Annotated in this window: 19 protein-coding genes, 1 tRNA gene and 1 other RNA gene; 10 read left to right on the forward strand and 11 right to left on the reverse strand. The window is 67.6% G+C overall.

Translation table 11 applies throughout. The features are described 5' to 3' along the window. Together ON19_RS01540 and ON19_RS01545 are read right to left on the reverse strand one after the other, a co-directional pair. Positions 1–374, reverse strand: a 374-nt coding sequence (locus tag ON19_RS01540) for a glutamate--tRNA ligase family protein (protein WP_043685659.1), incomplete at its 3' end; no start/stop codon positions are given. 56 nt (positions 375–430) lie between these two features. Continuing rightward, positions 431–913, reverse strand: coding sequence for a DUF309 domain-containing protein (locus tag ON19_RS01545; RefSeq protein WP_043685340.1), 483 nt, complete (start codon positions 911–913; stop codon positions 431–433). 448 nt (positions 914–1,361) lie between these two features. On the opposite strand from ON19_RS01545, the gene ON19_RS39880 reads away from it, so the two are divergent. Then, a complete protein-coding gene (locus ON19_RS39880) occupies positions 1,362–1,547 on the forward strand; it encodes a DUF397 domain-containing protein (protein WP_372478713.1) in 186 nt (61 codons plus the stop codon). Positions 1,548–1,650: 103 nt separating this feature from the next. Here ON19_RS39880 and qcrB read toward each other — a convergent pair whose 3' ends face one another. Further along, entirely contained in the window at positions 1,651–3,291 is a 1,641-nt protein-coding gene (gene qcrB / locus ON19_RS01550) for a cytochrome bc1 complex cytochrome b subunit (RefSeq protein WP_043685343.1), read from the reverse strand. Between the two features lie 176 nt (positions 3,292–3,467). On the opposite strand from qcrB, the gene ON19_RS01555 reads away from it, so the two are divergent. Next, the gene (locus tag ON19_RS01555) at positions 3,468–5,027 is read left to right on the forward strand and encodes a WS/DGAT/MGAT family O-acyltransferase (protein WP_051168436.1); all 1,560 of its coding nucleotides are present in this window, start codon (positions 3,468–3,470) and stop codon (positions 5,025–5,027) included. Between the two features lie 16 nt (positions 5,028–5,043). On the opposite strand, the gene ON19_RS01560 is transcribed toward ON19_RS01555, so the two are convergent. The 4 genes from ON19_RS01560 to ON19_RS39885 all read right to left on the reverse strand — a co-directional run bounded on the left by ON19_RS01560 (position 5,044) and on the right by ON19_RS39885 (position 8,496). Next, positions 5,044–5,682 carry a hypothetical protein gene (locus ON19_RS01560; RefSeq protein ID WP_157229564.1) on the reverse strand — a complete coding sequence of 213 codons (639 nt, stop codon included), beginning with the start codon at positions 5,680–5,682 and terminating at the stop codon, positions 5,044–5,046. 311 nt (positions 5,683–5,993) lie between these two features. Further along, complete coding sequence (locus tag ON19_RS01565; protein ID WP_086006582.1) at positions 5,994–6,449, reverse strand: deaminase; 456 nt, start codon at positions 6,447–6,449, stop codon at positions 5,994–5,996. After that, positions 6,446–7,117 carry a RibD family protein gene (locus ON19_RS01570; RefSeq protein ID WP_255218362.1) on the reverse strand — a complete coding sequence of 224 codons (672 nt, stop codon included), beginning with the start codon at positions 7,115–7,117 and terminating at the stop codon, positions 6,446–6,448. Before ON19_RS01570 ends, ON19_RS01565 begins: the two co-directional genes overlap by 4 nt. A gap of 11 nt (positions 7,118–7,128) precedes the next feature. Then, complete coding sequence (locus tag ON19_RS39885; protein ID WP_051168437.1) at positions 7,129–8,496, reverse strand: helix-turn-helix domain-containing protein; 1,368 nt, start codon at positions 8,494–8,496, stop codon at positions 7,129–7,131. Positions 8,497–8,798: 302 nt separating this feature from the next. Between ON19_RS39885 and ON19_RS41580 the strand changes: the two genes are divergently transcribed. From ON19_RS41580 to ON19_RS01600, 5 genes are all read left to right on the forward strand, one after another. Beyond that, positions 8,799–8,978, forward strand: a complete 180-nt coding sequence (locus ON19_RS41580; RefSeq protein WP_051168444.1) for a hypothetical protein — start codon at positions 8,799–8,801, stop codon at positions 8,976–8,978. Between the two features lie 8 nt (positions 8,979–8,986). Continuing rightward, positions 8,987–9,433 carry a hypothetical protein gene (locus ON19_RS01585; RefSeq protein ID WP_043685359.1) on the forward strand — a complete coding sequence of 149 codons (447 nt, stop codon included), beginning with the start codon at positions 8,987–8,989 and terminating at the stop codon, positions 9,431–9,433. Further along, complete coding sequence (locus ON19_RS01590) at positions 9,412–9,753, forward strand: hypothetical protein (RefSeq protein ID WP_043685362.1); 342 nt, start codon at positions 9,412–9,414, stop codon at positions 9,751–9,753. The genes ON19_RS01585 and ON19_RS01590 overlap by 22 nt, the downstream gene beginning before the upstream one ends. Further along, positions 9,750–10,187: a hypothetical protein gene (locus tag ON19_RS01595; RefSeq protein WP_043685365.1), complete on the forward strand. Its 438-nt coding sequence runs from the start codon at positions 9,750–9,752 to the stop codon at positions 10,185–10,187. The genes ON19_RS01590 and ON19_RS01595 overlap by 4 nt, the downstream gene beginning before the upstream one ends. 79 nt (positions 10,188–10,266) lie before the next feature. Beyond that, a complete protein-coding gene (locus ON19_RS01600; RefSeq protein ID WP_043685369.1) occupies positions 10,267–10,482 on the forward strand; it encodes a hypothetical protein in 216 nt (71 codons plus the stop codon). Positions 10,483–10,542: 60 nt separating this feature from the next. On the opposite strand, the gene ON19_RS01605 is transcribed toward ON19_RS01600, so the two are convergent. Together ON19_RS01605 and ON19_RS41585 are read right to left on the reverse strand one after the other, a co-directional pair. Further along, the gene (locus ON19_RS01605) at positions 10,543–10,842 is read right to left on the reverse strand and encodes a hypothetical protein (RefSeq protein WP_043685373.1); all 300 of its coding nucleotides are present in this window, start codon (positions 10,840–10,842) and stop codon (positions 10,543–10,545) included. An 18-nt stretch (positions 10,843–10,860) separates the two neighbouring features. Then, on the reverse strand, positions 10,861–11,004 hold the full coding sequence (locus ON19_RS41585; RefSeq protein WP_157229565.1) for a hypothetical protein: 144 nt from the start codon (positions 11,002–11,004) through the stop codon (positions 10,861–10,863). A gap of 90 nt (positions 11,005–11,094) precedes the next feature. Between ON19_RS41585 and ON19_RS01610 the strand changes: the two genes are divergently transcribed. Then, positions 11,095–11,505, forward strand: a complete 411-nt coding sequence (locus ON19_RS01610; protein WP_157229566.1) for a hypothetical protein — start codon at positions 11,095–11,097, stop codon at positions 11,503–11,505. A 158-nt stretch (positions 11,506–11,663) separates the two neighbouring features. Here ON19_RS01610 and ON19_RS01615 read toward each other — a convergent pair. After that, positions 11,664–11,751: transfer RNA gene (locus ON19_RS01615), tRNA-Ser, on the reverse strand. A 126-nt stretch (positions 11,752–11,877) separates the two neighbouring features. Between ON19_RS01615 and ffs the strand changes: the two genes are divergently transcribed. Beyond that, positions 11,878–11,972: signal recognition particle sRNA small type (gene ffs / locus ON19_RS39640), an RNA gene on the forward strand. A 248-nt stretch (positions 11,973–12,220) separates the two neighbouring features. Beyond that, the gene (locus ON19_RS01620; protein WP_043685381.1) at positions 12,221–13,510 is read left to right on the forward strand and encodes an aspartate aminotransferase type Ic; all 1,290 of its coding nucleotides are present in this window, start codon (positions 12,221–12,223) and stop codon (positions 13,508–13,510) included. 151 nt (positions 13,511–13,661) lie between these two features. On the opposite strand, the gene ON19_RS01625 is transcribed toward ON19_RS01620, so the two are convergent. Beyond that, positions 13,662–14,102, reverse strand: a complete 441-nt coding sequence (locus tag ON19_RS01625; RefSeq protein WP_043685385.1) for an SRPBCC family protein — start codon at positions 14,100–14,102, stop codon at positions 13,662–13,664. Positions 14,103–14,104: the final 2 nt, after the last annotated feature.

The raw sequence follows: 14,104 nt of genomic DNA on the forward strand, positions 1-14,104 counted from the left end.
GTGCGGCAGGTACCGGGGTACGCGCCCATCGGCCCGTGCGGCGCCGTCGCGGCTTTCTGGATTTCCTTTCGAGTGCAATAACATTCGTAGGTGAGCCCGGCGGCCACGAGCCGCTCGACGGCCGCTTTGTATTGCGGCAACCGGTCGGATTGGCGCACCACCGGCCCGTCCCAGTCCACGCCGATCGCGGCGAGGTCGTCCAGCTGCCGCTGCTCCGCACCGGGACGCACCCGGTCCAGATCATCGATCCGGAGCAGGAAGCGGCGGCCGGTGGAGCGAGCGAACGCCCAAGCCAGGAGCGCCGTGCGGAGATTGCCCAGGTGCAGATCCCCCGACGGGCTCGGCGCATACCGGCCCGCGCCCCGCTCAGCCACGGGCTCGGTCGGTAGACGATGAGGTGCGCACGCCGGCCATGGTAGAAGCGACGCGATCAACCGCGCAGACGCGGCCGCAGGTCGGCCTCCGCCGGTTCGCCGCCTGTCTCCAGCGTGGCGAGCAGCGATTCGGCGTGCGCGACCAGGCCGGCGAGGTCGATATCGTAGGGCGCCTGCTGACCTTCCGGCCGGTATGCCGTCAACCGCGACACCGCGCGGGCGAGCAGTGTACGCGCCCCCTTCGGATTGCCGCGCTGTATGTGGGTCAGACCGACAGCGAACTGCGCGAGTGCCTGCCACAGCATCCGCTCGGCGAACGGCCCGTTCTTCCATGCGGCCTCTAAAACCTCATGTGCATTGAATGCAAGTCCGTCGTCCAGCAGTTGCTGGGCGAAGGTCAGAGTTTGCTGGGGCGGAAGCTCGGGATCGTCTGGAATTCGGGCAACTCCGGTGCTGCCGAGCGGCAGCGGGCGCCCGAGGCGGTCGCGAGGACGGGCACTACGGGCGCGACCTGCGTCGTCGCGATCGCGTTCGACCATAGGTTCCATCATGCACGGCCGCTGTGCCCGCGTCGACGGGGGCTGTGGCGGGATGTGAATTGTCGTCCGATAACAGAGCAATCACATCCGTTAAAAACATTGTGGTACGCCAGTGCTGGGAATGAATGAGGAGGGCTGGCAATGCTTCCGCAACTCTCTTGCTTCGCAAACGTGTGTGGTTGCGATGATTGAATAGGCAAGAGCCGGGCAAACTTTCGAAGGACCTGCTAGTGTTACCGCGCGGGGACAGGCCCCGCGCGAGGTTAATTTCCTCTCGAACTCGATGTGCGATATAGACGCACCGAGAAAGTGCGCTCCGGCACGGGGTGCACCACGGGATTCGGCTTTCGGAGTCGGGTGCCGATGCTAGCTGGAACGATGTCAGGAGAAATCTCGCTCTCGACGCAGCAAAGGAGCTAGTGCCGTGGAGGTTGATTGGACGGGCGCTGTGTGGCGCAAGAGCACATACAGCGGTCCGGATGGGAACTGCGTGGAAGTCGCTTTTCTCGTCGACGGCAATGTCGCGGTTCGTGACACCAAGGACAGTGGACGTGGCCCGGTCCTGGCGTTTGCGCCGGGCGAGTGGGACGCATTCCTAGTGGGGGTCTCAGGGGGAGAGTTCCGGCGCGGCTGAACCGCTCCGGAGTCGCCTGAACAAGGCAAAGCGGGCCCCGGGTCGTATGGACTCGGGGCCTTCGCGGTTTCGGGACGGGTTGTGCGGGCGCGGGCGCCGATCCTCAGTGGGTGGAACCATTTCCGTGGCCGTTCGCCCGATCCTGAACCGTGCGCAGCACGGCGAGCTGCTTGCGCTCCTCTTCGTGCTCGGTCTCGAAGTGCTTCGCGCTCTCGTCGCGCGGGTCGGCGCGCAGGAAGCTGCCGGTGCCGGGCTTGCCCGCCGCGCCGAGCTTGCTCATCTTCTTCGGTACGGGTGCGCCCTGGTACTCCAGCGGAATCGGGTGACCGTGCGCGTCCACCGGGCCGAGCGGCTGGTGCACCTCGATGTACTCGCCGTGCGGCAAGCGCTTGACCACACCGGTCTCCACGCCGTGCTCGAGCACCGCGCGATCGCTGCGCTGCAAACCGAGGCAGATGCGGTAGGCCAGGAAGTAGGCGATCGGCGGCGCGAGCAGGATGCCGATGCGGCCCACCCAGGTCGTCGCGTTCAGTGAGATGTCGAACTTGTAGGCGATGATGTCGTTGACGCACGACAGCGTCAGCACCACGTAGAACGCGATCGCCATGGCGCCCAGTGCCGTGCGAACGGGCACGTCGCGTGGGCGTTGCAGCAGGTTGTGGTGTGGGCTGGTGTCGCCGGTGAGCCGCTTCTCGATCCATGGATAGGAGATGAGGACGGCGAACACCAACCCCATGAGCACGGCGACCCAGAACACCGCGGGCACGGTGTAGCGGCCCAGGTACAGCTCCCACGGCGGCATCAACCGGGCCATGCCGTCGGTCCACATCATGTAGAAGTCCGGCTGCGAACCCGCCGACACCTGCGACGGGTTGTACGGGCCCATGTTCCAGATCGGGTTGATCTGGAACACGCCGCCCATGATGCCCACGATGCCCAGGGTGAAGGCGAAGAACGCGCCCTGGTCGGCGGCGAACACCGGCACGATCCGTGCGCCCACCACGTTGTTCTCCGTCCGGCCAGGCCCGGGGAACTGGGTGTGCTTCTGGTACCACACCAGCGCCACGTGCGCGGCGATCAACGCCAGGATGATGCCCGGGAACAGCAGCACGTGTGCCACGTACAAGCGCGGGATGATGATGTCGCCGGGGAAGTCACCGTCGAAGATCAGCCAGTGCATCCAGGTGCCGATGATCGGGATGCTCATCGTGATGCCGGAGAACGCGGCCCGCAGGCCGGTGCCCGACAGCAGGTCGTCGGGCAGCGAGTAACCGAAGAAGCCTTCGAACATCGCCAGGATCAGCAGCAGCGAACCGATCACCCAGTTCGCCTCGCGCGGCTTGCGGAACGCGCCGGTGAAGAAGATCCGGAACAGGTGAACGATGATCGAGGCCGCGAACAACAACGCCGCCCAGTGATGCACCTGCCGCACGAACAGGCCGCCACGGACCTCGAAGGACAGATTGAGCGCCGTCTCGTACGCCCGTGACATGGTGACCCCGCGCAACGGCTGGTAGGAGCCGTTGTAGACGACCTCGCTCATCGACGGGTCGAAGAACAGCGTCAGGTAGACGCCCGACAGCAGCAGGATGATGAAGCTGTAGAGCGCGATCTCGCCGAGCAGGAACGACCAGTGGGTCGGGAAGACCTTGTTGATCGACCGCTTCACGAACGCCGCGGCGCTGTACCGCTCGTCCGCCTCATCGGCTTGGTTGGCGGTTATCCGAGATAGAGCTGTAGCCATGGCCGACACCCCGCCCTGGGTGAGAGTGGTATCCGTTCCTACTACAGACGGTAGCAGAGCTGGAAGGCGGAATCGATGGGGTTTTCCGGGTGAATTGTGGAACAAGATCATTCACATCGTCCGGACTCGCCGGACCTCGCCGGATCCGAGTCGATATCGTTTTACTCGTGAGCGCGATGACACCGCAGGACGCGACGATCTATTGGCTGTCCAAACGCACGCGCAACGACCTTTTTCTGCTGTATTGCTTCGCCGATCGAGGACGGCCGACCGAGGAACTCCGCGCCGCGGTCGCCGAACGAAGCGCGCGGATCGCCGACCTTTGCGTCCGGCTGCGCGAACTGCCCGCGGACATCGACTACCCGGCTTGGACGCGGTGTGAATTCGGTGCCGGGCAATTCCTGGAACACGAACTGGTGGACCGCAATTGGTCGCGTCTGCTGGGCGCCCTCGGCGATGTGCTCGGTACCGGCGTCGATGCCGCCGTGCACCCGTGGCGACTGCACGTGTTCCGCTCCATCGCCGACGCGCCGGGACTGGAAGGAGAACCCGCACTGGTGGTGGTGCTCCAGATGTCCCATGCGCTGGCCGACGGGCGGCGGGCCTCGGCGATCGCGCGGGCGCTGTTCGGTGGGCCGCAGAATCCCGCGCTCCAAGACGGAAGCCGAGCGGGGTCGGCGGCGTCCGGTGACATGCGGGCCAGGGCAGACGGCGGTGTCGATGCCGCAGGTGGCGAGTCGTCCACCGACCGGAGCGTGCCCACTGCGCGGCTGTCCGCGTTGCTTGCTGGAGGGGGTGAAGTCGGCTCGGCGGTAGCAGCTCGTGGACGGATGATCGGTGATGCGGTGTCGGCGGGAGTGTCCTCCGCTGGGTTGCTGGCCGACTCGGCTCTGGCGTTGCTGCGCATGCCGGTTCGGCTGTCCGCCACCGCGGTGCGCGGCTATCGAGCGTTCCGGGCGCAGCAACGACTGGCGCAATTGACCGAGGCGGGCGAATTACCGCCGCCAGGGCCGGATTTCCCGCCGACCTTGCTGAATCGTTCGACAGCGGAAGGGGTTCGGCGGCACGAAGCGCGGATACTCGTGTTTCCGGCCGAAGACTTGCGCGTCCCTGGTCGCACCGTCACGGTCGTCGTCCTGACCGCGGTGTCGCTGGCGCTCGCCCGCTACCTGGCCGATCGTGGCGAGCCGCCGGAGCGCCTCGGCGCGCAGGTGCCGATGGCTCTGGCCGAGCGCACCGCTTCGCGCAACAACTACCGCAACCTCGGCGTCGATCTGTTCGTCGACGAACCGGACCTGCGGCTGCGCGCCGACAAGATCGCCGCGGCGCTCGTCGACCGTCGCGTCCGCGCGCGGCACCCGCTGCTGTCGGCGCAGGACCGGGTCACCGCGACCGTCCCGGCCCCCATGCTGCGGCGGGACGTGGACCGCTATCCCCTCGACGCCGTTCCCGACTCGATCGCGGGCCACACCGTCGTCTCCAGCGTCGATCGCGGCGCAGCGGACCTTTCCTTCGGTGGCGGCGACGTGCGCTTCACGGCCGGCTTCCCGGCCCTCGGCTCCGTCATGCATCTCACCCACGGGGTGCACGGTCTCGGCGATACCGTCACGGTCTCGCTGCACGCCGACCCCGCGGTACTGCCGGACCTCGATGCCTACGCCGCGTACCTGCGTGCCGCGCTGCTCGAAGCGCACCTCACGCAGCGGGACCCCGCTCCGGCGGCGCCGCCGGTGTGACGCTCGCCTGCCTCGGTCAAGAACGGGCGAGGGCAGGCTGGGGCGTGGACTGGTGCACTTCGGCGGAGATCTTGATCTCCAGCTCGAGCCGGGTGGCGTTGATGACCGAGCGTTCTTCCTCGACGGTGTTCTCGATCGCCCGCGACCACAGCGCCTGGATCTCCGCGATCTCCTCGGCGGTGGCCTCGCCGTCGAGTTCGATCCTGCGGCGCTGCAAACTGATGTTCAGCGCCGCGGCGAGCGTGCGCATCAGGTCCTCGCAGCGATTGGGAATCTTGCGGTGCGACACGACGCGCAGGCTGCTGATGAAGCCCCGGGAGCCGGTGATGATCTGCCGCACTTCCGCGTCGAGCTGATCCAGTTCTTCGGCCTCCCAGCGATCGCAGCGCAGCAATTGCTGACGGACGTCGCTCGAGACGGCCAGCACCGAAGAGACCGCGGTCAGCACCGACTCCCGCCGCCATTTGTCGTGCTCGCGCCGCTCGGCCGCCGCGTTGGTCGACTCCACGGTGCGCTGCGCCGCGTCCAAGGTGACCCGGTTCCGCTCGTCCGCGGCGGTGAGCGCCGCACGGTTGGTGCGGTTGTTGACCAGCACGCCGACCAATGCCGCAATGGCAACGATGAGGGAACCGAAGAGCGGAAGCCACTGAGTCACGGGGACGATCATTCCATCGGAAACGGAAGTCGCACAGCCTAGATCGGGCAAACCTGCCGCACGGGCCGCGATGTGTGGTCGGGCGCGGCGGCTGGGCTCCGCGTGACCTGGCCACCGTCCGCGCGCGATCGGTCGACCGGCCACCTCCCGAGAGGAACTACGCGTACGGGACCGCGGGCCGGACTGCGGTCCCGTAGTGATCGCCTCATCACCCCGACCCCGGCAGACGGGCAGGGCCAAGTGGAAGCCCGGCAGTGGTGCCCAGCGCGCGCCATCGCGCCTGCGCGATGAGTGCATCACCGCAGTTCGACCTACGACAGGTCGAGGTGCCGGTTCATCGCCATCGCCGCATCGGCGAGTTCCGGCAGCTCGATCACCTCGACACCCTGCTCCCGCAGCTTCTCGACCCCGACACAGTCCTCGACGAACGTCGACGGCTCCCGCCACGCGATCACCATTCGCGGAATCCCCACCGCCAGAATGCGATCCGTGCATGGCACGCGGGTTTTCGTCGCGCGCTCCGAGCACGGTTCGAGCGTGCTGTAGATCGTCGCCGCCTTCAGCCGCGGATCCGCCGGGTCGAGCTTGTCGAGCGCGGACTCCTCGGCGTGCACCTTCGCGTCGGTCTCGCGTGAGTAGCCGGTCGCGATCTCTTTACCGTCGGCGACGATCACCGCGCCGACCGAGAACGCGCCCTCGACGACCGGGCAGAGTCCGGCGAGCTCGATAGCCCGCGTCATCCAGTGGTGGTGATCCGGTGCAGTCACGGGGTCTCCTTCGGGTGGTAGCGCAGCACGGCGACGTCGCCGAGCTGGGTCACGTCGACCAACCGCATTCTGCGCGTCGGCCCGCCCGGGAACCGGGCAGGGTTCACGAACCGCGGTGCGGCGCTGTCCGCGACGAGGGTGGGGCCGATCGCGAGGTGCAGCTCGTCAGCGAGCCCGGCCGACAGGAACGCGGTGTGCATGTGGCTACCGCCCTCGACCATCAACCGGCCGACACCCCGGGCACCGAGGTCGTCGAGCAGCGCCCCGAAGTCGACGGTCTCGCCGAGCGCGACGACATCCGCCAGTTCGTCGAGTCGTTCGCTGGCCTTCGGTGCGCCGGCGTCGGTCGTGTAGACGACGGGCCGGTGCTCGTCGGTGCCGTAGTGCCAGAACTTCGCGTCAGGATCCAGGCGGCCGGAAGCGGTGACGGTCACCTTCAACGGCTGCGCGGTGCGCCCGGCCGCCACGCGTGCGGCTTGCCGGGCGTCGCTCTTGACGATCAGGCGCGGGTTGTCGCTCCGCACGGTCTCGGCGCCGATCAGGATTGCATCGCACTCGGCGCGGACCTGGTCGACGCGGTCGAAGTCCTCCGCGTTGGACAGCAGCAACCGCTCCGGGCTCGTGTCGTCGATGTGCCCGTCGACGCTGACCGCGACTGACAGAAGCACGAACGGGCGCGTCACGACGGCACGACCGCCCACCGTTCCGCCGCCGCACGAAATTCGGCGACCTCGGGCAGGTTCCGGGCCGACAGCAGCTCGTCGACGGCGCGCACGTTGTGCAGCACCCGCTCCGATCCGGTGCTGACCCCGATCTGCATCGCGGCCAGGCCCAGCGTCGCGGCGGGCTCTGCCTCACCCATGTGCGCGTAGGCGAGGGCCTGGCGGGACATGTAGACCGCCTGGTCGCGGGTGTACCCGGACTGCATGTTGTTGATCGCGCGACCGAACTGGTCGATAGCGGCGCGGTAGTCGCCGAGCGCTGCGCGGCCGTGCGCCTGATGGACGTCGATATAGGTGTCATCGAGGAAGAACCCCCACGACGGATCAACGTCGGCGTCGGCGGCCAGTGCGCGGGCGCGGTCGAAAGCGCGGTCGCTGGCTGCTCGGTCGCCCGCGAGCGCGGCAGCGTACCCGGCGAACGTCGCTGCGACCGCGGCGAATCGGGTTCGCGGCGGGGCGGCGCGCTCGGCAGCTTCGGCCAGCTCGATAGCCTCGGCGCCATCGTGCATGTCGTTGGCGATCTGCGCCTTACGGATCAGGGTGGCGGCGATGCAGTAATCGTCGCCGAGCTGGTGGGACCAGGTCAGCGCGCGATCGGTCCAGTGCTGGGCCCTGGCCCAGTTGCGGGCGTCCTGATGCAGCCATGCGGCGAACTCGGCGTAGAGAATCCGCATCCGCTGCATCTCGGTAGCGTCGCCGACACCGGCGCGGCGCAGCTCGTTCATGATCTCGAGGTTCTGCTCGATCAGCGGGATCACACCCGGGCCGCCGTGCAGGTTATCGCTGTCGATCAGCGACAGCCGCAGCGTGCGGAAGTGGGCGGCGTGGTCGACCTGGGAACTGTTGGCTAGGGCAGCCGCGGGCTTGACGCCGACGGCGGCGGCTAGGGCGCTTACCCCGAATCCTGCGACTACGGTGCGACGAGGGAGTGACACGAGGACGACCTCTCCTGCGGCGGTCCGGGCGCGCACCCAGACCTGATCGATTTCACCAGCACCACCCGAGGTGACCGGCACCAGCCGACGGGGGGTGTCATTCGCCAGCGTAACCGTTGGAGGCAAGCCGGGATCGGGTTGATCTCGGGGCGATCCGATGCCCGCGAGGGCCCGCTCGAACCGGGCAATCACCTCCGGCGGCGCTTCGGTGAGCACCTTCGCAAGTAGCTCTTGGCTGCTCGGGCGCAGCTGGGCCGAGGCGCCTTGAAGCTCCCAATTCGTGATCGTGCGCGCGCCGATTCCTGTTCTGGCAGAGAACTTTTCGACGCCGAGATGCATCGCATCACGCAGCGCTTTGGTTTCCACTCCGGTCCAGCGATAGATGATCATCGGCTCGCTCCAGCCCCTGCTCGTGCCGCCGTGGTGAATTCGAAAACTACACCGGTCCAACCGCATCCGCCGCCGAATCGCTCAGGGGTGAACCTACGAAGTTGCGGTGCAACTGCATCGTTACGGCCTGGTTGCTTCCACCTGTCCCGGAGACGCTGAGACAGCACACCGGTGCCGGACCGCAGGCGATTTCCTCATCGCGTCTCGGATACGCACCCGGCCGCGCGGAGGTCGATTCTGGTTCGGACCTCGCGGCCGGTCCGGGCACCGGTGTGCCCGAACCGCCTGCCACGGAGGCCGATATGCGTATATCGCGAGACACCCGGGACCTGTGGGCCGTGCGCTACCGCGACTGCGGCACCGAACCCACAGACCTCGATCTCGACCGCGCCCGATTCATCCTCGCCGACCACGCCGCCCACGGCGGCGGCTGCCTGCCCTACCTCGCGGCGATGGCCTACTCGCTCGGATCGAAGGGGTAGGCGCAGACATGGACGCAGCCAACAGATCCCAGCAACACGGCTTGCCGGACTGGCACGAGGTCAGCGCGGCAATCCGCTACCTCGCTGGCGACAAACCCGGCGACCACCTGATCACCCGATGGGTACGAGCGCTCGCGCACCTGCACCGCATCGCCCGCATCACCCCCGACCGCGTCACCGACATCGACCGGCGCCGCACCGCTGTCGTGACGTTGATCAACGAGTGGGTGACCATCCACCTGGCGCCGGCCACCCGCGCCGAGGACGTCGGACCCGCCGCTGACGCGCTCGCCGCCGCGTACATCGACGCCGAGGTGCTGCTGCTCGCGCAGAACGAGGTCGCCGAGGAGACCTTGCATGCGGCGTGGTCGCAGGTGGGTTACCTCGCCACGCAGTGGGCCGACCTGGTCGCCGCAGTGGTGGATGGACAGCCATGCCCGCCGGGCCGGTGCTGACCCTCGCCGCGATGGCCGTTGCGGTCATCGCCTGCGTGTTCGTCGCGGCCTGGCTGCTGACGGGTGTACCGGCGACCGGGCCGCGGTTCACCGAGATCGACGACCGACTCAGCCACGAGCCCCCGCCCCTGCCGCTGACCGTCGAGCAGGCGCGCCAGCAGTGGGCGCGGCATCTGGGCTGCCGCCTCACCCACTGCGCCCGCAAGCAGGAGATCCAGCGGGTACTGCGTGCGGCCGGAGTCGCCCCACCCCTCGACGCCACAGCAACGGCACCGACCCGGCGAGGCGGTCGGCACGCCCACCCAAGGAGGAAGACATGAAGTTACGAATCGACCGCGCTCTGCTCGCGGGGTGCATCGCCGCGGCACTGTTCGCCGGAGTCGCCCCAACCGCCGCGCACGCCGAACCCGGATACCGGGCCACCGCTGGCGGTGCCTGCGCGTTCGCCTTCAACAAGAATCCGTACCTGCTGCACGAGGCCGTCGTCGTCGGCGGCACGGTGAAATGCGACCCCGCCCCGCTCGAGTTCCACCTCACGTTGCAGCTGTGGTACCGGTCGAGCCACAGCAATCCCACGCCGAAGGGGGAGCCCGCCGTTGTCACACAGATCCCCAACCCCCAACGGCACGTCGCCGCGATGGCATTGGACTGCGTACCCGGCGCGTGGCAGGGCCGGATCGTCATGCGAGCTACCTGGAAGACCGGGACGGATGAAGCCCGCAAGGAGACCCCGTACACCATCATCCAGTGCTAAGTTCACTCCGATGAAGCTGCTCGTTGTCCGTAGCGGCCCTGCTACGTGGTCGACTCGTTGGTTTGTGTTTCGCTGCCACGTGCACTCCTGGTTTCGGCGTGTCTCCCGCGAGCCCGGTTACACCGGTGAGAACCAGTGGAGTCCCCACCGCGAATACGGCGGTTGGGTCATCCGCCCGAACAGTGGGTGGCGTCGGTTCCGCTGGATAACCCCACCGCTGCACTACACGCGCGCCATCCCCGCTACCGACATGGACGCCGTCGGCAGTTGGATGCTGGCCAAGCTGGAGCAGTAGACCGGTAAACCGAATACAGCGAAGCCCGCCCCGCCTCTGAATCAATGGGGGCGGGGCGCGTTATTCGTCGGGCAGGCCGACCGACGCAGGTCGCGGCGGCGGTGCCTGCCCGCGCGGGTCGCCCTCCAGCGGCGCCACGACCGAATCAAGCGGCGGCATCTCCGACCCGCGCCCGCAGGTGTCGACCAGCACCGTCACCGTCATCGTGCCGTCGTGGATGCCGCCCTGCGGGCCGCGCGGCATCCACGGCCCGAGCACCACCTCGGCGAGGTCAGCGCACAACGCAGCGCGCCGCATCGCCGCCGCGTCGTCGAGCGCGTCACGCGCCATCGAATCTAGGATCGCCACCGGCTCGGGCATCGAGTTGTCCTCGGTCTGTCAGTAGCAGCGATCCACGCCGAGCTCGATCACCGCCGCCAGTTGCACCACCTGACCGCGCGCCACCGTCCCGGCGAGCGGCTGCGGGAACTTCGCGTACTCGTATCGGGCATCGATGATCTGGAGCAGGCGGCGGACCAGCACTCCCCTAGCTGACCTGGTCGGTCCTCCGGCGCTCTTTGGCACTGGGGCCGTCGTCGTGCGACTCAGATGACCTGCATCCAGTTCACCAGCATGACCGCAGGTTTGGCGATCTTCTGGCACTGTAAGGCTGGCTACAGCAACGCGTTTGGGAGTCAAATGCGATCACAGGCTAACGCCTACCAGCAGCAATGTACTTCTATTGAATCGGGGAATCTCATGCCCGCTGGAGGCCGCCAGCCCTCGCTCGAGAGCGTCGTCGCTAACTTGTTGTCGCTGCTGGTCATTGTGGGTGTGGCCATACCCGCTGTAATTGCTGGCGGGGCCGCTGTGGTGTTTGCGGTGTTCGCCGCGGCAGCACATGCGATTGGGGAGAAGCTCGGCCTGATGGCTAAGGATGAATTTCGTGAGCCGGTCGACTCCGTGTGGCGAGGTCTTCTGCCTTTTTTGCTGGTCGTGCTCGTTTGTTGCGGTCTTGCCACGCTAGTCGCGGTGACACGGTGAACTGATCACGCCCGTGGATAACCGGCCACCGGTGGAATGGCCTCAATCCAGGGGCGGCATGGCCGCCTCATATCCAACACTGAGCGTTTGCCAGCATGGAAAGGCTGTTACGAAAACGCCCCCGGCCAGCCAGTTCGGGCTGGTCGGGGGCGTTTCCGTGGCGGAGGATAGGGGATTTGAACCCCTGAGGGCGTTAACCCAACCCGCGTTCCAGGCGAGCGCCATAGGCCACTAGGCGAATCCTCCGTGGAGCAGCATACCGGTAGCCCCCCGCCGGTCGCCAAATAGGGGGGTGGCGGGTGCGAAGTGCCTGGTCGAGGCGGGTTGTAGACCCGGAAGATGGGATTGCGGGCGGAAGGCGCTACACTGGCCGACGGATCCCGCGCGGCGTGCATCCTGTGAACTCCCCCAGGGCCGGAAGGCAGCAAGGGTCAACGGGCTCTGGCGGGTGCGCGGGGTCCCCTTATTCGGAGGGCTTGCGCGGGCGGATGCGCGGCTGCTCGCCTTTCGCTCGACCGGTACGGGCCTGTGGGCGGGCCGGGCGCGAGCGGACTACCGTCGGTCGGCGGATAACGCCCCCAATTCCGGGCACTGCACGGGTAACGTGAACACCGTCCGCGGATGCACGTGCGTCCGCACGGACAAGTTCGGCCGCCGCCGCACATCGGTCCGGCCAGACCCATTCGTCCCTTCGCTGCTTGAAAGGCTGCCCAGGATGCCCCGGCAAACGCAGATCGGTTTGATGAGCCAAGAGGAACTCGTGTCCGAGCACGAGACCCAGACCGCGAACTACGCGAAGCTCCAGACCGAGAAGCTCACGCTGGACCTGACCCGCGGAAAACCTTCGCCGGAGCAACTCGACCTGTCCGCCGCGCTGCTGCAACTGCCCGGCGAGGGCGATTTCCGCGACGGCACCGGCACCGACTGCCGTAACTACGGTGGCCTGCACGGTCTCCCGGAACTGCGCGCGATCTTCGGTGAGCTGCTCGACATCCCGGTGGACAATCTGCTCGCGGGCAACAACGCCAGCCTCGAGCTGATGCACGACGTGATCACCTACGCGATGCTGTACGGCACCAACGATTCCGAGCGTCGCTGGGCCGCCGAGGACACGCTGAAGTTCCTGTGTCCGGCCCCCGGTTACGACCGGCACTTCGCGATCACCGAGGCACTCGGCTTCGAGATGATCCCGATCCCGATGCGCCACGACGGCCCGGACACCCACGCCATCGCCGAGTTGCTGGCGAACGACCCGCAGATCAAGGGCCTGTGGGCAGTGCCGAACTACTCCAACCCGACCGGCGTCGTCTTCTCCGAAGACGTTGTCCGCGAACTCGTCTCGATGCCGGCCGCCGCGCCGGACTTCCGGCTGTTCTGGGACAACGCGTACGCGGTGCACCCGCTCACCGACACCGCGGCCCCGGTGATCGACGTGCTCGGCCTTGCCGCCGCGGCCGGAAACCCGAACCGCCCCTTGGTGTTCGCCTCCACCTCGAAGATCACCTTCGCGGGCGCGGGCGTGAGCTTCATCGGTGGTTCCACCGCGAACCTGGAGTGGTACCTGAGCCACGCGTCGAAGAAGAGCATCGGCCCGGACAAGATCAACCAGCTGCGCCATCTGCGCTTCTTCCGGGACGCCGACGGCGTGCGCGCGCACATGCAGAAGCACCGCGCCATCCTGGAGCCGAAGTTCGCCCTGGTGCTGAAGATCCTCGAGGACCGTCTCGGCGCGTCGAAGGTGGCGTCCTGGACCGAGCCCAAGGGCGGCTACTTCATCAGCCTGGACGTGCTGGAGGGCACTGCGGCGCGGGTGATCGCGCTCGCGAAGGAAGCGGGCATCGCCCTCACCGCGGCCGGTTCGGCCTTCCCGTACCGCAACGACCCGGAGGACAAGAACATCCGGATCGCGCCGAGCTTCCCGAAGCTGCCCGAGCTGGAGAAGGCGATGGACGGGCTGGCCACCTGCGTACTGCTCGCGGCCACCGAGAAGCTGCTCGGCAAGTAGCGGCAGATCGAGACAACCCGACCAGCGGCGCCCGGCACGGATCTCGTGCCGGGCGTTGTCGGCTTCGTGCTGGGCCGAGGCGCCCGCGTGATTGTGCCGGAGGGGTCCGCTCGCAGATTCGAGCTGGGCCGATCGCTGGAGCGGTAGTCGGCTAGCCGGTCTCCAGCAGTTCCTTGAGCCGAGCCAGGTCGGCGCGGTTCGCCCGCCGGATCGCCGCCTCCAGCAGGGGCGCGGCGAGTCTCTCGAATCCGCTCGGCTCGCCGCGATTGCGCAATGTCATGCGGGTGCCGCCCTCCGGCGTGTCGGCCCAGGTGTAGGTCGTCTCCATCGGAAACGGCCCCTGGGCGGTACGCATCACCAACCGGGAGCCGGGCACATAGTCGACGACCTCATAGGTATAGGCCAGCCTGCGGCCGAGGAAGCGAGCGACGAACGCCGCCCGCGAGCCGACGCGCAGCGGCGGCTCCGTCTCCGAAGTGACGCTGTGGATGCGCGAGTACCAGGCGGGCGCGTGCGCCGGATCGGCCGCGTACGCCGCGACCAGCTCGCGTGAGCGGTCGATCACCACCTCGGTCAGCACGTCGACGGCCATCG

Origin of the sequence: Nocardia abscessus NBRC 100374, from assembly GCF_000308455.1 — a bacterium.
Lineage (GTDB): Bacteria > Actinomycetota > Actinomycetes > Mycobacteriales > Mycobacteriaceae > Nocardia > Nocardia abscessus.